Origin of the sequence: Enterobacter sp. 725m/11 (genome assembly GCF_011683705.1) — a bacterium.
GTDB classification, from domain to species: Bacteria; Pseudomonadota; Gammaproteobacteria; order Enterobacterales; family Enterobacteriaceae; genus Enterobacter; species Enterobacter bugandensis.
This window is the reverse complement of the sequence record NZ_JAAQOK010000010.1, coordinates 1-20,002: the sequence shown is the minus strand read 5'-3', so window position 1 is coordinate 20,002 and position 20,002 is coordinate 1. Positions and strand designations below refer to the sequence as shown.

General features: G+C 57.1%; 19 protein-coding genes. 4 read left to right on the top strand and 15 right to left on the bottom strand.

Annotated elements, in window-relative coordinates; genetic code table 11:
• Window positions 1-100: 100 nt before the first annotated feature.
• From livJ to ftsY, 6 genes are all read right to left on the bottom strand, one after another.
• Window positions 101-1,201 carry a branched chain amino acid ABC transporter substrate-binding protein LivJ gene (livJ, locus tag HBA26_RS05995; RefSeq protein ID WP_072201786.1) on the bottom strand — a complete coding sequence of 367 codons (1,101 nt, stop codon included), beginning with the start codon at window positions 1,199-1,201 and terminating at the stop codon, window positions 101-103.
• 197 nt (window positions 1,202-1,398) lie between these two features.
• Window positions 1,399-2,664 (bottom strand): 4-aminobutyrate--2-oxoglutarate transaminase, encoded by a 1,266-nt coding sequence (locus HBA26_RS05990; protein WP_126346026.1) that lies wholly within the window; start codon window positions 2,662-2,664, stop codon window positions 1,399-1,401.
• Between the two features lie 136 nt (window positions 2,665-2,800).
• Complete coding sequence (gene rpoH / locus HBA26_RS05985; protein ID WP_028015143.1) at window positions 2,801-3,658, bottom strand: RNA polymerase sigma factor RpoH; 858 nt, start codon at window positions 3,656-3,658, stop codon at window positions 2,801-2,803.
• 251 nt (window positions 3,659-3,909) lie between these two features.
• On the bottom strand, window positions 3,910-4,965 hold the full coding sequence (gene ftsX / locus HBA26_RS05980) for a permease-like cell division protein FtsX (RefSeq protein ID WP_028015142.1): 1,056 nt from the start codon (window positions 4,963-4,965) through the stop codon (window positions 3,910-3,912).
• On the bottom strand, window positions 4,952-5,623 hold the full coding sequence (gene ftsE, locus HBA26_RS05975; protein ID WP_003861525.1) for a cell division ATP-binding protein FtsE: 672 nt from the start codon (window positions 5,621-5,623) through the stop codon (window positions 4,952-4,954). The genes ftsX and ftsE overlap by 14 nt, the downstream gene beginning before the upstream one ends.
• A 2-nt stretch (window positions 5,624-5,625) precedes the next feature.
• Window positions 5,626-7,086 carry a signal recognition particle-docking protein FtsY gene (gene ftsY, locus HBA26_RS05970; RefSeq protein ID WP_041911558.1) on the bottom strand — a complete coding sequence of 487 codons (1,461 nt, stop codon included), beginning with the start codon at window positions 7,084-7,086 and terminating at the stop codon, window positions 5,626-5,628.
• A gap of 127 nt (window positions 7,087-7,213) precedes the next feature.
• On the opposite strand from ftsY, the gene rsmD reads away from it, so the two are divergent.
• Entirely contained in the window at window positions 7,214-7,816 is a 603-nt protein-coding gene (rsmD, locus tag HBA26_RS05965) for a 16S rRNA (guanine(966)-N(2))-methyltransferase (protein ID WP_028015140.1), read from the top strand.
• Window positions 7,800-8,081: a DUF1145 family protein gene (locus HBA26_RS05960; RefSeq protein ID WP_014882110.1), complete on the top strand. Its 282-nt coding sequence runs from the start codon at window positions 7,800-7,802 to the stop codon at window positions 8,079-8,081. Before rsmD ends, HBA26_RS05960 begins: the two co-directional genes overlap by 17 nt.
• A gap of 59 nt (window positions 8,082-8,140) precedes the next feature.
• Here the strand turns inward: HBA26_RS05960 and HBA26_RS05955 are convergent, their stop codons facing one another.
• A complete protein-coding gene (locus tag HBA26_RS05955) occupies window positions 8,141-8,497 on the bottom strand; it encodes a DUF2500 domain-containing protein (RefSeq protein WP_126346027.1) in 357 nt (118 codons plus the stop codon).
• Between the two features lie 129 nt (window positions 8,498-8,626).
• On the opposite strand from HBA26_RS05955, the gene HBA26_RS05950 reads away from it, so the two are divergent.
• Entirely contained in the window at window positions 8,627-9,253 is a 627-nt protein-coding gene (locus HBA26_RS05950; protein ID WP_028015138.1) for a lysoplasmalogenase, read from the top strand.
• Between the two features lie 76 nt (window positions 9,254-9,329).
• Window positions 9,330-11,501: a Zn(II)/Cd(II)/Pb(II) translocating P-type ATPase ZntA gene (gene zntA / locus HBA26_RS05945; protein ID WP_126346028.1), complete on the top strand. Its 2,172-nt coding sequence runs from the start codon at window positions 9,330-9,332 to the stop codon at window positions 11,499-11,501.
• 93 nt (window positions 11,502-11,594) lie between these two features.
• Here zntA and HBA26_RS05940 read toward each other — a convergent pair whose 3' ends face one another.
• The 8 genes from HBA26_RS05940 to malK all read right to left on the bottom strand — a co-directional run bounded on the left by HBA26_RS05940 (window position 11,595) and on the right by malK (window position 19,738).
• The gene (locus HBA26_RS05940; RefSeq protein ID WP_028015136.1) at window positions 11,595-12,881 is read right to left on the bottom strand and encodes a TRAP transporter large permease; all 1,287 of its coding nucleotides are present in this window, start codon (window positions 12,879-12,881) and stop codon (window positions 11,595-11,597) included.
• 10 nt (window positions 12,882-12,891) lie between these two features.
• Window positions 12,892-13,401, bottom strand: coding sequence for a TRAP transporter small permease (locus HBA26_RS05935; RefSeq protein ID WP_045260961.1), 510 nt, complete (start codon window positions 13,399-13,401; stop codon window positions 12,892-12,894).
• 12 nt (window positions 13,402-13,413) lie between these two features.
• On the bottom strand, window positions 13,414-14,385 hold the full coding sequence (locus HBA26_RS05930) for a TRAP transporter substrate-binding protein (RefSeq protein WP_028015134.1): 972 nt from the start codon (window positions 14,383-14,385) through the stop codon (window positions 13,414-13,416).
• Between the two features lie 200 nt (window positions 14,386-14,585).
• Complete coding sequence (gene ubiA, locus HBA26_RS05925) at window positions 14,586-15,455, bottom strand: 4-hydroxybenzoate octaprenyltransferase (protein ID WP_028015133.1); 870 nt, start codon at window positions 15,453-15,455, stop codon at window positions 14,586-14,588.
• Between the two features lie 12 nt (window positions 15,456-15,467).
• Complete coding sequence (gene ubiC, locus HBA26_RS05920; protein ID WP_014882105.1) at window positions 15,468-15,965, bottom strand: chorismate lyase; 498 nt, start codon at window positions 15,963-15,965, stop codon at window positions 15,468-15,470.
• A 181-nt stretch (window positions 15,966-16,146) separates the two neighbouring features.
• Window positions 16,147-17,100, bottom strand: a complete 954-nt coding sequence (gene malM, locus HBA26_RS05915) for a maltose operon protein MalM (RefSeq protein ID WP_126346029.1) — start codon at window positions 17,098-17,100, stop codon at window positions 16,147-16,149.
• A 113-nt stretch (window positions 17,101-17,213) separates the two neighbouring features.
• A complete protein-coding gene (locus HBA26_RS05910; RefSeq protein ID WP_048957455.1) occupies window positions 17,214-18,557 on the bottom strand; it encodes a maltoporin in 1,344 nt (447 codons plus the stop codon).
• A 71-nt stretch (window positions 18,558-18,628) separates the two neighbouring features.
• Window positions 18,629-19,738, bottom strand: coding sequence for a maltose/maltodextrin ABC transporter ATP-binding protein MalK (gene malK, locus HBA26_RS05905; protein ID WP_028015130.1), 1,110 nt, complete (start codon window positions 19,736-19,738; stop codon window positions 18,629-18,631).
• Window positions 19,739-20,002 lie beyond the last annotated feature (264 nt).

Here is a 20,002-nt window from a genome sequence, read left to right as displayed (position 1 = left end):
AAGGCGGCAAGTTATGAAATCCCCGGGAGCTTACATAAGTAAGTGACCGGGGTTGAATAACGCAGCCAACGCACCTGCGGCGCGAAAGGCGACGGGAAAATTATTTGGCGTCAGTTGCCGTTCCGTTCGCATGCCAGTCAAACACGCCGAACTCAAAGCCCTTCAGATCGCCTTTTGCGTCCCAGGAGAGCGGCCCCATCACGGTTTCCACCGTGTTGGCTTTCAGCCAGGTGGCAATCTCAGCCGGATCGGCTGACTGGTTCAGACCCGCCTGCAGAGACTGCAGCGCTGCGTAGGTGGTCCAGACGAACGCGCCGCTTGGATCCTGCTTCTTCGCCTTGATGGCATCTACGATAGGTTTGTTCGCTGGCACCTGGTCGTAGTTCTTCGGCTTGGTCACCAGCAGACCTTCGGCAGATTCACCCGCGATGTTAGACAAGGAAACGTTCGCCACGCCTTCCGGGCCCATGAACTGGGTTTTCAGACCCGCCGCGCGCGCCTGGCGCAGGATCTGGCCCATTTCCGGGTGGTAGCCGCCGTAGTAAACGAAATCGATATTCTCTTTCTTCAGACGCGCCACCAGGGTGGAGAAGTCTTTCTCGCCGGCGGTGATCCCGTCAAAGAAGACCACGTTGGCATTGCCTTTTTTCAGACCGTCCTGTACCGCACGGGCCAGACCTTCACCATACTGCTGTTTGTCGTGAACAATCGCGATACGCTGCGGCTTCACTTTTTCCAGAATGTACTTAGCCGCCGTTGGGCCCTGATCGGAGTCCAGACCGGTGGTACGCAGGGTCAGCTTGTAGCCGCGCGCGGTCAGCTCCGGTGCGGTCGCAGCCGGGGTGATCATCAGAATACCTTCGTCTTCGTAGATGTCAGACGCGGGCTGAGTAGAAGAGGAGCACAGGTGACCGATAACGTATTTGATGCCGTCGTTGACCACTTTGTTCGCCACCGCGACCGCTTGCTTCGGGTCACAGGCATCGTCGTATTTTACGATCTGCAGTTTTTCACCCTTGATGCCGCCCTTAGCATTAATGTCTGCAACCGCCTGTTCTGCGCCCGTAAATTCCTGGTCGCCGTACTGTGCTACCGGACCGGACATTGCGCCCACCACGGCCACTTTAATATCTGCCTGCGCCATGGTGCTGAATGCCAACGCGATACATCCTGCCAGTAACGCTTTACCCTTCATGTTCATCCTGAGATTCCCCATTATTATGGTTATTACGATTGTTGTGATGTTGTTGTGCAGCGCTTTATTTCAGTTATTGGTGTGCTGTTCGCGCTTTTTCAGCATACTCTGCTAAAACATACCCCATTTTTATGATTTTGGAATAGCTAATTTGAAATGAATATATGATAAGCCCGACAGGATTTACCGCCGGGCTGGTGGCTTTAACGTGTCAGCGACGCGAAGATAATGTCCAGCGCTTTGCGGAACTGCGCTTCGGGGATGGTAAGCGGATAAAGGAAGCGGATCACATTGCCGTAAACGCCGCAGCTCAGGAGCAGCAGCCCTTCGTTCAACGCGCGCTCCTGCACCTGCCGGGTGAATTCCGGCGACGGTTGTCCGGATTGCGGATCGTTAAACTCTACCGCGACCATCGAGCCCTGGGCACGGATGTCGGCGATGAACGGGCAGTTTTCCTTCGCTTTGTTGAGCACTTCTACCAGATGATGGCCGAGGTGCGCCGAGCGCGTGCAGAGATCTTCCTCATCAATCACGTCCAGCACCGCGTGCGCCGCGGCAATCGCCAGCGGGTTACCTGCGTAGGTACCGCCCAGACCGCCAGGTGCAGGCGCGTCCATCACCTCGGCGCGGCCCGATACCGCTGAGAGCGGCATCCCGCCCGCGAGGCTTTTTGCCATGGTGATCAGGTCCGGCTTCACGCAGTGGTGTTCCATCGAGAACAGCTTGCCGGTGCGGGCGAAGCCGCTTTGCACCTCGTCGGCAATCAGCAAAATCCCGTGGGTATCGCACAGGGCGCGCAGCGCCTGCATAAAATCAGCGGGCGCAATGTTGAACCCGCCCTCCCCCTGAACCGGTTCGAGAATAATGGCCGCCACCTGGTCTGGGGCGATATCGGCCTTAAAGATGCGCTCCAGGCTTTTTAATGCTTCCGCCGTGCTGATGCCGTGCAGACCGTCAGGGAATTGAGCGTGGTATACCGAACCGGGAAACGGGCCAAAACCTAGCTTGTACGGCGCGACCTTACCGGTCAGCGCCATGGTCATAAAGGTGCGCCCGTGGAACGCGCCGCCGAAGGTGATAAGGCCGGGGCGTCTGGTATACGCGCGGGCAATTTTGACCGCGTTTTCGACCGCTTCAGCACCCGTCGAGAAGAAGGCGGTTTTGGCCGGGCCGTTAATCGGCACGCGCTGGTTGATGCGCTCGGCAAGCGCCACATAGCCCTCATACGGCACAATCTGGTAGGCCGTGTGGGTAAAAGCGTGGAGTTGTTTTTCGATAGCGGAGATAACTTTGGGATGGCGATGGCCGGTATTCAGCACCGCGATCCCGGCGGCGAAGTCGATGTACTCATTGCCTTCCACGTCCCACACCGTGGCGTTTTCGGCTTTATCAGCATAGAAGTTACACATCACGCCGATGCCGCGCGGCGTTGCCTGTAAACGCCGGTCGTTCAGTTCGTTATTTTTCACCCTGACCCCCTGAGAAAATCGCCTGCTTAGCGCATCAGTAAGTGTTTGCCAGGGGGGAGAAATTCGCCAGAGCGGGCGCTAAAAAAACAAAACCCCCGAATTTGCATTCAAGGGCTCTCGGTGTACTTCGCGGTAATTACGCTTCGATAGCGGCGCGAAGTTTTTTCATGGCGTTCTTTTCAAGCTGACGGACACGTTCCGCAGAAACGCCGTAGCGGTCGGCCAGCTCCTGCAAGGTGGACTTGTTGTCTTCGTCCAGCCAGCGGGCGCGGATAATGTCCTGGCTACGCTCGTCGAGGCCTTCCATCGCATGGGTCAGCTTGTTCGCGGCCTGATCTTCCCAGTTGTCCTCTTCAATGCCGTCGGCAAAGTTAGAGGTTTTATCCTGCAGATACAGAACCGGTGCCATCGGCTGGCTGTCAGATGCGTCGTCGTCGGAGGACATATCAAAGGTCATGTCCTGCGCGGCCATACGGGATTCCATCTCACGGACGTCTTTGCTGGATACACCCAGCTCGCGCGCCACCATTTCCACTTCATCCTGATTGAACCAGCCCAGACGCTGCTTGGTTTTACGCAGGTTGAAGAACAGCTTACGTTGCGCTTTTGTCGTGGCGACTTTCACGATACGCCAGTTGCGCAGCACGTATTCATGAATTTCTGCTTTGATCCAGTGTACGGCGAAGGAGACCAGTCGCACGCCCACTTCCGGGTTAAAGCGACGTACAGCCTTCATCAGGCCGATGTTACCTTCCTGAATCAAGTCCGCCTGCGGCAGGCCATAGCCCGCATAGTTACGAGCAATGTGAACAACAAAGCGCAGGTGAGACAGGATCAGCTTTTTCGCTGCTTCCAGATCGCCCTGGTAATGCAGCTTTTCAGCAAGCTCCTTTTCTTCCTCGGCCGTTAACATCGGCCAGGTGTTCGCAGCCCGGATGTAAGATTCCAGGTTACCAACAGGGGCTAAAGCTAAAGTTTGCATTTCTTTGGTCATTCATTCCTCTCAATGTTTCTTCTGGTCCAGGCTGTCCCCGTCAGGCAACAACCATGCCAAAGCGTTTGAGCAACGAGATTAGCATTCACTCTTTTATCAGACAGTGATTTTATCCACAAGTTCCAGGTGCAACAGTGAATAAATTACGCACAAAATGTGACATGGAGATGATAACAGGGGAAGAGACAACAGGGACGCTTTCCCTGCAGAGCGAACATCTCGGTGCAGGGAAAGATTATATCACGCTTTTATTAGTCGGGAGTAAAGTGGCGTAAATGTTGAACCGTTGCCAGCCATGCGGCAATCCAGCCGATCATGGAGCACACCAGCAGCAACAGAAGGCACTCATCGAAGCCTAAACCACTGATATCAAACTTAGTTCCGAAAACCTGCGCCACTTCTGTGACGGCAGACGAAAGCCGCATCACCAAAATTTCTGACAATATCAGTGAAAGAAATGCGCCGGAGAAACCGAGCAGTGCGCCACCGTAGAGGAACGGACGCAGGATGAAACCATCCGTTGCGCCAATCAGTTTTTGCACGTTGATGGTATCGCGACGCGCAAAGATGCTCAGACGCACGCTGTTACCGATGACGAGGAACACCGCCGCCACCATCAGCACGCCGATCATCGCCGACACGCGCCCCACCAGCCCGGTCAGCGCCGCAAGACGGGCAAACCAGCTGTCGTCCATGCGCACTTCATCAATCCCGTTGATGCGTGTGATGCGGTCGCGCAGGGTATTCAGCGAATCGGTACCCTGGAAATCCAGCTTCGGGATCACCACCGCCACGGCGGGCAGCGGGTTCTCTTCCAGCATGTCCAGCGCGCCGCCAAAGCCTGACCAGTTACGGAACTCGCCCAACGCTTCTTCACGGGAGAGATAATTCACCTTCTCCACGCCCTGCTCGGCCTGGATTTGCCCGACCACCTGCGCCGCCGCGTTATCGTCGAGCGCTTTATCCAGATAAACGGTGATCTGCGGTGACGGGTAATACTGCGACGCCGCCTGGTTGACGTTCTTATAGACCATGTAGCAGACGCTTGGCAGCGTCAGGGAGATGGCGATCACCATCACCGTCAGGAACGTCGCCAGCGGTTTGCTTTTCAGATCCTGCAGCGCGCCGTGGAAGGCGTAGCGCACCTGTTCGTTAAACACGTTGGTCTTGCGGGAGGCCGGTTTCGGCGCCGCTTTCTGGCGCTTAGGCGCATTACGATTGCCGTCACCGCCGCCCTGCGGCTTACGGAAACGGTCGAACCGGTTCCCGAACTGCCGAATCTGGTTCATTGCATCACGCTTGTTCACCGTGGCCTCCGTGCAAATGCCCGTCGCTCAGGGTCAGCATGCGGTACGAACGACGGGAAATCAGCCCCATGTCGTGCGTCGCCATCAGTACCGTTACCCCTACGCGGTTGAATTCCTCAAACAGACGCAAAATCCCTTCGGACAGGGCATCGTCCAGGTTACCGGTCGGTTCATCCGCCAGCAGTACGGCAGGCTTGTTCACCACCGCGCGGGCGATGCCCACGCGCTGCTGTTCACCGCCGGAAAGCTGGATCGGGAAGTTCTTCGCTTTGTCCAGCAGCCCGACCTTGTCCAGCGCCGCAGAGACGCGACGGCGGATATCGTCATAGCTGGCGCCGGCAATAATCAGCGGGATCGCCACGTTATCGAAAACGGTGCGATCCATCAGCAGGTGGTGATCCTGGAAAATCATGCCGATCTGACGACGCAGAAACGGCACTTCACGGTTTTTCAGACGGCTAATTTCGTGGCCGCTGAACCAGATTTTCCCGGCGCTTGGCCGTTCGATCCCACAGATAAGCTTGAGCAGGGTACTTTTCCCCGCGCCGGAATGGCCGGTCAGGAATGCCATCTCGCCTGGCTGCAGGTGGAACGTCACCCCCTGCAGCGCTTGTCTCCCACCGAGATAGGCCTTGCTGACGTGTTCAAAGCGAATCATTGTTAGTCCTCTCGGGCAAATAATGCCTCAATAAAGTCGTCCGCCTTAAACGGACGCAAATCCTCAATACGCTCGCCCACACCGATGTAGCGGATAGGAATGCCGAACTGGTCGGCCACGGAGAAGATCACCCCGCCTTTCGCGGTGCCGTCCAGTTTGGTCAGCGTGATCCCCGTCAGCCCTACCGCTTCATGGAACAGCTTCGCCTGGCTAATGGCGTTCTGCCCGGTGCTGGCGTCGATAGTCAGCATAATTTCATGCGGTGCATCTTCGTCCAGCTTCTTCATGACGCGAACGATTTTCTTCAGCTCTTCCATCAGGTGCGATTTGTTTTGCAAACGCCCTGCGGTGTCGGCAATCAGTACGTCCACGTTACGCGACTTCGCCGCCTGGATGGCATCGAAAATCACGGATGCGGAATCTGCGCCGGTGTGCTGGGCAATCACCGGAATGTTGTTGCGCTGGCCCCACACCTGGAGCTGCTCAACCGCTGCCGCACGGAAGGTATCGCCCGCCGCCAGCATCACCGATTTGCCCTGCTGCTCAAACTGGCGCGCCAGCTTGCCGATGGTGGTGGTTTTACCCACGCCGTTAACGCCAACCATCAGAATAACAAATGGCGTTTTGCCTTCAATATTAAGCGGTTCGTCAACTTTTGCGAGAATTTCACCCATCTCGTCTTTCAGCAGGCCGTACAGCGCCTCGGCGTCGCGCAGCTGTTTGCGGCTCGCCCCTTCGGTCAGGTTGGCGATGATCTTACGGGTAGTTTCCACGCCCACGTCCGCAATCAGCAGCTGCTCTTCCAGCTCTTCAAACAGATCGTCGTCGATCTTCTTGCCGCGGAAAAGACTGATAAATCCGGAACCTAAGTTTTCTTTGGTTTTGAGCAGGCTGCGCTTCAGGCGCGCGAAGAAACCTTCTTTGGTCGGTTTTTCCTGCTCCTGAACGATCTCTTCTTCGGCCTGCTCTTCCACCGGCACGACGATTACCGCTTCTTCAGCCGCTTCCGCCGCCAGCGCCTGAGCTTCCAGCTCTTCGTCGGTCAGCTCTGGCTCAAGTGCCGCCTCTTCTTCCACCGCCTCAACGATTTCAACGGTTTCCGCTTCGGCCTGCCACTCTTCGGCAGAAACCTCTTCAGCTTTAACCTCTTCGGGCAGCGGCAGCGCTTCGTGTTCGATAGCGGCCTGCGGCGCTTCGGTAAGGGTTTCTACGATAACCGGCTCTGGCTTCTCGCTCTCCTGAACCTGCTCAGTGACCTCAACCACCTCTTCAGCAAAGGATTCAATCTCTTCTTTGCTGTGCGCTGGTTCTTCCGCTTCGACAATCGCAGCGGTTTCGACAGGCGTTTCAGGCTGTGACTGCTCTTCTACAACCTGTTGCTCTTCGGTTTTCTGTTCTGTTTCTTGCTCTTTTTCACCGAAACCCAACCAGGAAAAGAAGCCACGTTTTTTTTGTTTTGCCATCTGCGACTACACTCCTCGCGGCGCTATATACAGGGAAGCTAAAAAAATGATGAAATAGTCTAACACTTTACTTAATTGACATCACCGCCCGCAATCGCAGGGCTATGGTTAACAGAGCTTTCCAGAGATGAAGAAACCCACCCGCGCCCCGGCCGGTCAAATTCGCATTATCGGCGGTCAGTGGCGAGGCCGGAAATTACCGGTGCCGGACAGCCCCGGTTTACGTCCTACAACCGACCGCGTTCGCGAGACGCTGTTTAACTGGCTTGCCCCATCAATGGTAGACGCCCACTGCCTGGACTGCTTCGCCGGAAGCGGTGCCTTAGGGCTGGAGGCGCTGTCGCGCTACGCCGCCAGCGCCACGCTGCTGGAGATGGAGCGCGGCGTTGCGCAGACGCTGCAGCAAAATCTGGCGACGCTGAAGGCGACGAATGCGAAAGTGGTCAACACCAATACGCTGAGTTTCCTCGCGCAGCAGGGTACGCCGCATAACGTGGTCTTTGTCGACCCGCCGTTCCGCAAGGGGTTGCTGGAAGAGACGTTATCCCTGCTGGAGCACAATGGCTGGCTGGCGGATGACGCGCTGATTTATGTAGAAAGCGAAGTGGAAAACGGCCTGCCACCCGTTCCCGTTCACTGGGATCTGCACCGCGAGAAGGTCGCAGGCCAGGTGGCTTATCGTCTGTATCACCGTCAGGCACAAGGAGGATCCGATGCCGGTACTGATTAACCTGGGACGCTTGCTGATGCTGGGCGTCTGGGCATTTTTGATTTTGAATCTGGTGCACCCGTTCCCGCGCCCGTTGAACATCTTTGTTAACGTGGCGCTGATTTTCACCTCGTTCATGCACGCCCTGCAGATGGTGATGCTGAAAAACGGCCTGCCGAAAGATGGCCCGCCGATGACCGGCTGGCAGCAGCTGCGGGTGTTTATTTTCGGCGTGTTTGAACTGCTGGTGTGGATGAAGAAGTTTAAGGCGCAGGTCAAGAAGTAAGGTGCGGTGTGATGCCCTCACCCTAACCCTCTCCCACGGGAGAGGGGACCGATCGCGCATTATTCAGCCCTAAAACCTAAAAAACGCGACCCTTTATAGCTCAGCGTGCCTTTCTCTCCCACCGTCAGCTGATGGTACTGCTGCGCCTCCAGGCGGAAGGTCATCTCCAGACCACCGGTTTCCGGCTTAAAGCTGGCTTCATAGCGCATGCCGGTGCCCGCAGGCGTCACCTGCTGCTGGCGAGAGCGGCGGTCATTAAGCGGTTTCTCGCGTTTGTTCGCCACCACTACGCGCTTTTGCATCAGCGGCGCGGCGTCGTTGTCCGCCTTTTCGCGGCGCTGCTGCACGAACCGAAACGAGGCGGCAATGACGATAATCGCCACCACGATAATGAAAAACAGCGGCATCTTGCTCATTGAAACATCCCATCAGATTATGCGGAATTCAGGATACCTCGCCTGCCCCGGCATTGCCAAACGCCCGCTCGCGTCACTACACTGGATCAGAAACTGATTATTCAGCCTCAACAGTTACAGGGAGTTAATATGCTTTGGTCATTTATCGCTGTCTGTTTTTCCGCATGGCTTTATGTCGATGCGTCCTATCGCGGTCCAGCCTGGCAGCGCTGGTTGTTTAAACCCGTCACGCTGCTGTTGCTTCTGCTGCTCGCCTGGCAGGCTCCGATGTTTAACGCCATCAGCTATCTGGTGCTCGCCGGGCTGTGTGCCTCCCTGATTGGTGATGCCTTAACCCTGCTGCCGCGTCAGCGCCTGCTGTATGCCGTGGGGGCATTTTTCCTCTCCCATCTGCTGTATACCATCTACTTTGCCAGCCAGATGACGCTCTCCTTCTTCTGGCCGCTGCCGCTGGTGCTGCTGGTGATTGGCGCGCTGCTGATTGCGGTGATCTGGTCGCGTCTGGAAGAGATGCGTCTGCCGGTATGCACGTTTATCGCCATGACGCTGGTGATGGTGTGGCTGGCCGGTGAACTGTGGTTCTTCCGCCCGACATCTCAGGCGATGTCCGCGTTCTTCGGCGCGGCGCTGCTGTTAATCGGCAATATCGTCTGGCTGGGCAGCCACTATCGCCGCCGCTTCCGCGCGGACAACGCGATTTCGTCCGCCTGCTACTTTGCCGGGCACTTCCTGATCGTGCGTTCATTGTATATCTAAATAACGCTTGACTCTGGAGTCGACTCCAGAGTGTATGCTGCGGTTAATGAGAAAATTATCATTACCGGAGACTGCCATGTCGACTCCAGAAATTCCAAAAAAAGTCCCACAATTCTCGGCGCTTAAGCTCAGCCCGGTTCCGCCGAAAGACGACTGCTGCTGCGAGGGCGCGTGCGAAACGCAGGTCGACGCGCTGCCTGAAAACGGCAACCGCTACAGCTGGGTCGTCAACGGCATGGACTGCGCGGCCTGCGCCCGCAAAGTGGAAAACGCGGTGAGGCAGGTACCGGGCGTGAACCACGTTCAGGTCCTGTTCGCCACCGAAAAGCTACTGGTCAGCGCCGAAAAAGACGTCAGCAAGCAGGTTGAAGCCGCCGTCAGCAAGGCGGGCTATACCCTGCGCAGCGAAACGGCACCTGCCGAAAAAACCTCTCCCCTGAAAGAAAACCTGCCGCTTATTACCCTCATCATCATGATGGCCCTGAGCTGGGGTCTTGAGCAGATTAACCACCCGTTCGGCAACCTGGCGTTTATCGCCACCACACTGGTCGGCCTGTTCCCCATTGCCCGTCAGGCACTGCGCCTGATGAGAAGCGGCAGCTGGTTTGCCATTGAAACGTTGATGAGCGTGGCGGCCATTGGCGCGCTGCTCATTGGCGCGACGGCGGAAGCGGCGATGGTGCTGCTGCTGTTCCTGATCGGCGAACGGCTTGAGGGCTGGGCAGCGAGCCGGGCGCGCAAAGGGGTGAGCGCGCTGATGGCGCTGAAGCCAGAAACCGCCACGCGGGTTAATGAAGGCAAACGTGAAACGGTCGCCATCAACACGCTGCGCCCGGGCGACGTGATTGAAGTCGCCGCGGGCGGGCGTCTGCCTGCCGATGGGGCTCTCGTTACCGCCACCGCGAGCTTTGACGAAAGCGCCCTGACCGGGGAATCCATTCCGGTTGAGCGTGCGGCAGGCGAAAAAGTCCCTGCCGGTGCCACCAGCGTCGACCGCCTGGTGCAGCTCAAAGTCCTGTCCGAGCCGGGCGACAGCGCCATCGACCGTATCCTGAAGCTGATTGAAGAGGCCGAGGAGCGCCGCGCGCCAGTCGAACGCTTTATTGACCGCTTCAGCCGGATTTACACCCCCGCCATCATGCTGGTCGCCCTGCTGGTCACCGTCGTTCCACCGCTGTTCTTCGGCGCGCCGTGGGAGGGCTGGATTTATAAAGGGCTGACCCTGCTGCTGATTGGCTGCCCGTGCGCGCTGGTGATCTCTACGCCCGCGGCGATTACCTCGGGGCTGGCGGCAGCGGCACGTCGCGGGGCGCTGATTAAGGGCGGCGCGGCGCTGGAACAGCTGAGCCAGGTTCAGCATATCGCCTTCGATAAAACCGGCACGCTGACGGTTGGCAAGCCGCAGGTCACCGGCGTCTATCCGCAGGACATCAGTGAGGACGAACTGCTGATCATGGCCGCCGCCGTTGAGCAGGGCTCCACTCACCCGCTGGCGCAGGCGATAGTGCGTGAAGCGCAAAGGCGCGGGCTGGCTATCCCTTCGGCAACCGCCCAACGGGCGCTGGTCGGGTCAGGGATTGAGGCCGTCGTCGACGGCAAAAAGGTGCTGATTGTTGCGGCAGGCGCGTTCTCTCATCCACAGGTTGAGGCGTTAGAGCAGGCCGGGCAGACGGTCGTTGCCGTGATGCAGGACGGCGTGTCGAAGGGCATGCTGGCACTGCGCGACACTCTGCGCGATGACGCCAAAGACGCCGTGGCGGCGCTGCATCAGCTGGGCGTACAGGGCGTGATCCTCACCGGCGATAACCCGCGCGCGGCGGCCGCGATTGCCGACGAGCTGGGGCTGGCGTTTAAGGCCGGATTACTGCCAGCGGATAAGGTCAGCGCGGTAACCGAACTGAACAGCCGCGCGCCGCTGGCGATGGTCGGTGACGGAATTAACGATGCCCCGGCGATGAAGGCCGCCACCCTCGGTATTGCAATGGGCAGCGGCACCGACGTGGCGCTGGAGACGGCGGATGCGGCGCTGACGCATAACCGTCTGACCGGGCTGGCGCAGATGATCGCTCTTGCGCGGGCGACGCGCGTCAATATTCGCCAGAACATCGGCATTGCGCTGGGTCTGAAGGGGATATTTCTCGTCACCACGCTGCTCGGCATGACTGGCCTGTGGCTGGCGGTGCTGGCGGACACCGGGGCGACGGTGCTGGTCACGGCGAACGCGTTGAGATTATTACGGCGGAAATAAAAACGCCCGGTGGCGGCTGCGCCTTACCGGGCCAATAACAACTCTGAACCGTAGGCCGGGGAAGGCGCAGCCGCCACCCGGCAAAAAACGGCGTTACTGCATCCCCAACATCCTCGGCAGCCACAATGATATAGCCGGGATGTACGTCACCATCCCCAGCACCACCAGCAACATACCGTAAAACGGCAGCATCGCCCGTACCACGGTTTCAATCTTCTGCTTGCTCACCGCGCTCGCCACAAACAGCACCGACCCGACCGGCGGGGTGATCAGCCCGATCCCCAGGTTAACCATCATGATCATCCCGAAGTGCACCGGGTCGATCCCCAAAGAGTTGGTCACCGGCAGCAGCACCGGCGTCAGGATCAGGATGATCGGCGCCATGTCCATCAGCGTGCCGATCAGCAGCAGCATGATGTTGAGATACATCAGGATCACGTACTTATTATCAGAGAGCGACGTGAAGAACTCGGTGATGCGCATCGGCAGCTGCATGTAGGTCATCACCGCGCCAAACGCCGCGGCAAAGCCGATTAAAATCATCACGATGGTGACGGTTTTCACCGTGCGGCACATCAGCTTCGGCAGTTCGCTCCATTTGTAGTCGCGGTAGATAAACATAGTGACGAAAAACGCCCACAGGCAGGCCACGGCGGCGGATTCCGTCGCCGTAAATATCCCGGACAAGATCCCGCCGAGGATAATCACCACCGTCATCAGCCCCCACAGGGCATCAAGTAAAATCTTCACCGCCTGCTTAAACGGGATTTTCTCACCCTTCGGGTAACCGCGCTTGTGGGCGAATCCGAGACAGAGGATCATCAGGCACAGCCCCAGCAGCAGCCCCGGCAGCACGCCGGCGATAAACAGCGTGGCGATGGAGACCGTTCCCCCCGCCGCCAGGGAATAAATCACCGAGTTGTGGCTGGGCGGGATCAGAATCGCCTGCACCGACCCGCTCGCCGTGACCGCCGCCGCGTATTCGCGCGGATAGCCCTTCTTCTCCATCTCCGGGATCATCACGCTGCCGATGGACGCTGTATCCGCCACCGACGAGCCAGAAATCGCGCCGAAGAACGTCGAGGCGACGATGTTCACCAGCGACAGCCCGCCGCGGATAAAGCCGACAAACACATAGGCGAAGTTAACCAGCCGTCGGGCAATGCCCCCTTCCGCCATGATCGCTCCGGCAAGGATGAAGAACGGGATCGCCAGCAGGGTAAATTTGTTCACCCCACTGGTGATCTGGATCATCAGCGCCTCCAGCGGTAAATCAATCCACAGCGCACCTGCCACGGCGCTCAGCCCCACGGCGAAGGCCACCGGCATCCCCAGCGCCAGCAAAATGGCGAGGGTGAATAACAAAACAAAAGCATCCATTGTTCACCCCTTAACTGTGATTGCCGATCAGCACGACCGGACGGTTTTCCTGCGCGCCAAACAGCAGGCGTTCAAGCACGAACAGAATCAAAATCGCCGACCCGATCGGCAGCGGCAGGTAGCTTTCGCCGGAAGTCAGGATCGGAAACTCCGCCACCGGCTGCTCCCAGAGCTCGACGCACAGCCAGTAGCTGTACCAGCACATCAGACCGGAAATCAGCAGCATCAGCAGATCAACCACACGTACACACAGCTTTTGCAGCGACGCGGGCAGACGGTCGGTGAGCATATTGACCGCAATGTGCGACCCGGCGCGGTAGCTCACCGCCGCGCCGATGAAGGTGAACGTTACCATGCAGATAATGGCGACGGGCTCCGGCCAGGATTCGCCGCGGTTGAGCACGTAGCGTGAGAAGATGCCGATGGGGATGACAATCGTCATCACCAGCAGCGAAACACCCGCCACCGCCATGGCGAGCAGGTACAGACGGTCCATCCACTTCAGGTAGAGTTCGGACATACGTGCTCCGTATTACTGGACGTCAGCGATGGCTTTCATCAGATCCTGATGCTTGTCGCCATACTGGGCGCGCACCGGCTCTGTGGCCTTGATGAATACCGTCTTATCGATATCGTGGAACTGCACGCCGCCCGCCTTCATTTTCGCCAGCGCCTGGTCGTTATACGCATTCCACAGCTTGCGCTGTTCGAACTGCGCTTCACGGGCCAGGGTCAGGATTTTTTGCTGTTCATCAGCGCTCAGCTTGTCCCATTTCACTTTTGAATAGAGCAGCATTTCCGGGGTGATAAAGTGGCCGCTGAGGGTGTAGTTTTTAGCAACCGGCATGTAGTTGTGGGCGATAAAGGTGGGCGGGTTATTCTCCGCGCCGTCGATCACGCCGGTCTGCATGCCGCTGTAAACTTCGCTAACGCCCATCGCCACCGAGTTCGCCCCCATGTCCTTCAGCGTGGCGAGTGCCACCGGGCTGCCCTGCACGCGGATTTTCTTCCCTTTCAGATCTTCAGGTTTGACGATCGGCTCTTTGGTGATCAGGTTGCGGGTGCCGGAATCCATCCAGCCGAGGAACACCAGGCGGGATTTCGGGTTCGCGGTCAGCTTGTCGCCGATCTGCTTGCCGATATCCCCGTCGATCACTTTATGCATATGATCCTCATCCCGGAAAACGTACGGCAGGGTGAAGACTTCGATATCCGGCAGGATGGCGGCAACCGGCGCCATGGAGACGCGGATCATGTCAATCGCCCCCATCTGCGCCTGCTCAATCATCTGCTTTTCATCCCCCAGCACGCCGCCGGGGAAGACCTTAATCTCCAGCTTGCCGTCGGTTTGTTGTTTGAGTTTTTCACCCATGTGCTGAACCGCGACCACGTTCGGGTAGCCTTCAGGATGCACATCGGCGGCTTTGATGGTTTGGGCAGAAACGGTGCAGGCAAAAGCAGACAGGCACAGCGCGGCCAGTAACGGCTTGAGGGTCGTATTCATTGAGTCAGCTCCAGGGTAGCGATGTCAGCGTTAAAACAGTGTTTTATTTTTTTACGCTTAGAAAATAGACTAGCCCGGGAGAAGCGTAGGTGAAGCGCCTCACAAAAGCGCGAATTTATGAAACGATGGTTTAAATTTGTGAGGGCGGTAATGCCGGGTAACGACGCGGCCATACCCGGCGGGGCATGACCGCGCGTCAATCAGGAAAAATAGCTCATGACCAGGCCTAAAAACAGCACCAGACCGACATAGTTATTGTTCATAAACGCTTTAAAGCAGGCTTCGCGTTCGCGTTTTGCAATCAGCTTCTGCTGGTAGGCAAACAGCAGCCCTGCTACCAGTATCGACCAGTAAAATTCCCAGTTCAGTCCGTTCAGGCGCGCAATCGCGACCATCAGCGCCAGTACCGCAACCTGCAGAATGCCAATGATAAGTTTGTCCTGGCGTCCAAAGAGAATGGCGGTGGATTTAATGCCAATTTTCAGGTCATCGTCGCGGTCAACCATCGCATATTGCGTGTCATACGCTACGGCCCAGAGGATGTTCGCCAGGAACATCAGCCAGCAGCTAAGCGGTAAGGACTCACTAACCGCCGCAAACGCCATCGGAATCGACCAGCCAAACGCCGCCCCCAGCACCACCTGAGGCAGATGGGTGTAGCGCTTCATAAAGGGATAAACCCAGGCCAGTGCGAGCGCCGCGACGGACAGCAGAATCGTCATGGTGTTCAGGGTTAATACCAGCAGGAAAGAGAGCAGCACCAGAACGATGAACAGTACGCGCGCTTCTTTCCCTGTCACCTGGCCGCTGGGTAGCGGGCGGTTGGCAGTGCGCTTTACGTGGCCGTCAAATTTACGATCGGCATAGTCATTCACCACGCAGCCCGCCGCGCGCATCAGCCAGACGCCGGCAACGAATACGCCCAGGATCCACAGCGGCGGCATGCCCGGCGTGGCCACCCACAGCGCCCATAAGGTCGGCCACAGCAGCAGCAGCGCGCCAATGGGTTTATCGGTACGCATTAAGCGGTGATACGCCAACAGCTTATTCTGCGTCAGGGTCCACTCCATTTTTTCTTCCTCTTAGTACAACGGTGATGCCGGTAAAAATAGCTCCGTCAGGATTAACGGCTTACCGCTCAGGCGAAGGCGGGAACGGCGCCCCCACAGTTCGGCATCACGCCCAATTTCAATGAAATCCCTGGTCAGCTCAGATGAGGTGAAAAGATAACGCCCCAGCGGCGTTTTCCCCAGCCGCTGCAGCGCCAGCTCAGGCCCGGATAGGGTAGATTCGGGCACCACCGTCCGCCCGGCAAGCCAGGGTTCGCCATCGGCACAGAGTAAAATTTCACGCAGCCAGTAGCGTTCCTCTTGCGGCAACAGCGGCAGCTCGCTGGCGATCTCATCACCGGAGACAAACCCTTCCTGTATCAGGGTTACCGTGACCGTTTTACCCTGTTGCTCAAAACGTTTTGTCATGGAATCTTCCAGCAGCAACCAGTCCAGCTGCTGCGGATCAAGCGCAGGTATTTGGTCGAAATAGCGCAGCGCACGCAGTTGCGTTAGCGCGGGGTGTGACATGCCAGACTCTCCGATACATAACGTAATGGCATTGTATCGCAGAAACGGGCAATGAGGGGGGGGCCAAACGTTATTTAACGATCACTATCGCAACATGGGCGCAACAGCCTGGCGAATACGAAAAAAAGTGCGCCCACTCAGGCGCACTAAACTACTAACAAATCAGCACTGTGGGGAACAGTTACCCCTTGCCTTTTACACTGCTGATAAAGGTGGAACGGGCAGTGGTTGAACCTAAACGTTCGGCTTCATCAAGCAGTTTCAGCGCTTTATCGACATCGCCGCGCTTCACCGCCTGCTTAATGGCGTTGTTGAAGTACTCTTCGGTGTCGTTCAGTACGGGCTCGGCTTTCTTCGCCGGGGCTGGCGCAGCGGCGGCGACCGGTGCGGCTACCGTGGCAGCAGGCGCGGTGTAAGCAGGTGCAGCAGTATTGCCCACGGTAACAGGGCCGTTACCGGAGGAGCCAAACAGCGGGCCGACCAGCACGCTGGAGCCGCTGTTCGTTTTCACCTTCAGCTTTAACGTTCCGTCGGTGACGTGACGAGCAATCGGGTCCGGAATATCTGGAATCGCGTTACCGGTGCCTTTTGCGTAGGCTTTAGCCGGATCGAGCAGCGTGGTGGTCTTCTGGAGATCCTGCTCGGTGGTAAAGACCAGCACGTAGAGTTTTTGCTGGCCCAGCGCAGGCGTCAGGCGCATGACGCCTTCCAGACGATCGGCGCTCATCACGCCAGGCTCCTGATAGGTAAAGTATTCGCTTGGGAAAAAAGCAGATGGCGTCATGTTCTGATCGAGAATCAGCACGTTTGGCGCAAATACGCTCGTCTGCTTGTTAACTTCACTGGTCAGGGTAATGGCCAGCTCACCGATATTGGCGGGTACGCTATAAGCAGCGACCGGGCCGGTTATACCCGGAACATTAAGCGACTGGCCGCCCGTTGAGAGCTGAGTGGTCTGGGTTTTAGACTGATCGACAGGCGTCCAGACAAGCTGTTGCAGTGCCGCTGTCGGAATAGTTGGCGCAGATGTTGTGTTTTGCGGAACGAAGTTGACGTTAGCGAGCGTTACGGCAGGCGCGCTTGCCAGCAGCCCTGCGGATAAACAAAGGGCAAGGAGAGTTTTGTTCATTTTCATTGTTATCACCTCAAAATGCACAGGTTCAGCGGTAGCCAGGCAATAGCGCGCCGTCCCAAGGATTGAGGGGCTTGCGCCCCTCAGTTTGGTCATTACGTCAGGTTAAGACGGGATTACCACCAGATTTCCATCTGGGCGCCGAAGGACCACTCGTCGTTGTCGCCACGACCGAAGGAGCTTCCATTGAAACCATCTTTGAACGCTTTACCGTAGTTAGCGTTGTTAGATGGGTTACCGTTGTAGTCATAACCCCACTTCTCATCCCACTTGGCGTAGGTTGCGAATACACGGATTGCCGGGCGAGACCAAATGCTGTCGCCTGCCTGCCACTGTTGTGCCAGGGTGATTTTGTACTGGTTGTTGGTTTCGTCAGCGCTTTGTGATTTCACGTTGTCGTAACCCACTTCCAGTAAGGTGCTCATGATAGGCGTCCATTTGAACATTGGACGTACACCCACGGTCCACCACTTGGTCCCGTTGTTGTTATCCCAGTCGATGTCCTGGTACATACCGACATACATCAGGTCCCAGCGATCGCCCAGAGAGATTGCACCGTGGTCGAGAATACGCAGCAGGCTGCCGTTGTTATTAATGTCGTAGGCATAACCCGAGTTAGAATCGATGCCTACACCAGAACCTTGAGACAAGCCTTTACCCTGAGACGTCATTGAGTCAGTGGCATACTGAACCACAAACTTGTTATAGCCCTTCAGCATGCTCTGGGTGTGCTCAGCGGTGAACATCCAACCATCTTTTGAAGCACCATCAACCAGGCGATAATCATCACGCGGGTTAGCACGACCGTAATCAACACCCAGTTCCAGAGTGCCGCCTGGGTTGATTTCCATCTGTGCCAGGCGCACGTCAAAGACATCGTTCGCTGTACGAGTGGTGTAATCATAAATACTATTGCTGGCGAAAGAGGATGAACCGCCTGCTTCGGAAGAACGGGTTGCTGCCAGAGAGAGCTTACCAAAACCGACATCGATGTTTTCCAGACCCGCACCAGGACCAGAGATATCCCAGTAGTAGAAGTCGATCATGTGTACGTCATGACGCTGATAGAAGCGCTTACCGGCCCAAATGGTAGAGCCTGGCAGCCATTCAATCAGGTTTTTACCCTGCACGTTAGCTTCGCGGAACGCCGGGTCAGTACCTTCCCAGTCATTCTGCTGCGCCACGGAGTACGCTACGTTGGTGTCGAAGTAGAAGCTCTTGTCACCTTCTTTCCATACTTCCTGGCCCAGCTTCAGTTCCGCATAGGTTTCACATTCGTTACCAAGACGGTATTTACTTTGGGCACCGGTTGCCTGGAAGCACTGTTGTTCGCCGCCACTACCCGTCCAGCCGATACCGGAACGAGCATAACCATGGAAATCCACGGCCAGCGCCTGAGCAGACATTACGCCCGCTGCGACGGCAACTGCCAGAGGAAGTTTGCGCAGAGTAATCATCATTCTATCTCCTGAGATCATTGCTTTTCTTTGAACACTTCACCTGTCGGTTTCGTGTCTTCTTTTGGGATTGCTTAAACGCCTGGCTCTTTGTGCAGCCGACGACATGCGGTGCCATCCTCACGGAACAGATGGCAACGCTCTGGCGGCAAGCCGATAGCGAATGTGGCACCCTCTTCTACCAACACCACGTCATTCTGGCGGTAGACCAGGTTCTGACGGATGGCGGGGATCTGGATATGAATCTGTGTTTCGTGACCAAGCTGTTCGACGACCTGAACTTCACCTTCCAGCGTCACATCCGCAATGTGGCTTGGCAGTAGATGCTCAGGACGGATACCGAGGGACATATTTGCCCCGACCTGTACGTTGGCGCTGTCGACCGGCAGCCAGACCTGCTGGCGGTTTGGCAGTTCCACCTGTACCTGTTCAATGGCTGTCGCCGTCACTTTGACGGGCAGGAAGTTCATCTTTGGCGAGCCAATGAAGCCCGCAACAAAGCGGTCTGCCGGGTAGTGATACAGCTCCAGCGGTTTGCCCACCTGCGCCACGCGACCGGCGTCCAGCACCACGATTTTGTCGGCGAGGGTCATCGCTTCGACCTGATCGTGGGTGACGTAAATCATTGTGCGGCCAAGGCGCTTGTGCAGACGGGAGATTTCAATACGCATCTGGACGCGCAGGGCGGCATCCAGGTTAGAGAGAGGTTCATCAAGCAGGAACACGCGCGGCTCGGCCACCAGCGTACGGCCAATCGCCACGCGCTGACGCTGACCGCCGGAAAGCGCTTTCGGTTTACGCTCCAGCAGGTGCGCCAGCTGCAACACTTCAGCCACCTGCGTGACGCGCTGGTTAATGACCTCTTTTTTCGCCCCGGCCAGCTTCAGGCCAAAGGACATGTTCTCGGCAACGGAAAGATGGGGATAAAGCGCATAAGACTGGAACACCATGCCTACGCCGCGTTCGGCTGGCGGGATGTCATTCATTCGGGTATCACCGATCAACAGGTCGCCACTGGTGATAGTTTCAAGACCGGCAATCATACGCAGCAAAGTTGATTTACCACAGCCTGATGGGCCGACAAACACCACAAACTCGCCTTCAGTGATGTCCAGATTGATGTCTTTCGACACCACTACGTCGCCCCAGGCTTTCGTTACATTACGCAGCTGTACGCTCGCCATGCCCTTCTCCCTTCGTTACAACCTGTCACCGACAGAAACATTCAAGATAAGTTCACTATGGGGTATCCATTACTTTCGTGAATCCTCCACCCCCCGCCTTTTTTATGGGGGAGGAGGCGGGAGGATGAGAGAACAGGCTCTGCGACCGCAGCCGGGGGGCTGAGGCGAAATTCGTGAAGCCGCCTGCAAAATTCGGTGGGTTTTTATGTGCGCCAGCACTCATAACTCTGTCTCTTATACACATCTGACGCTGCCGACGACGGA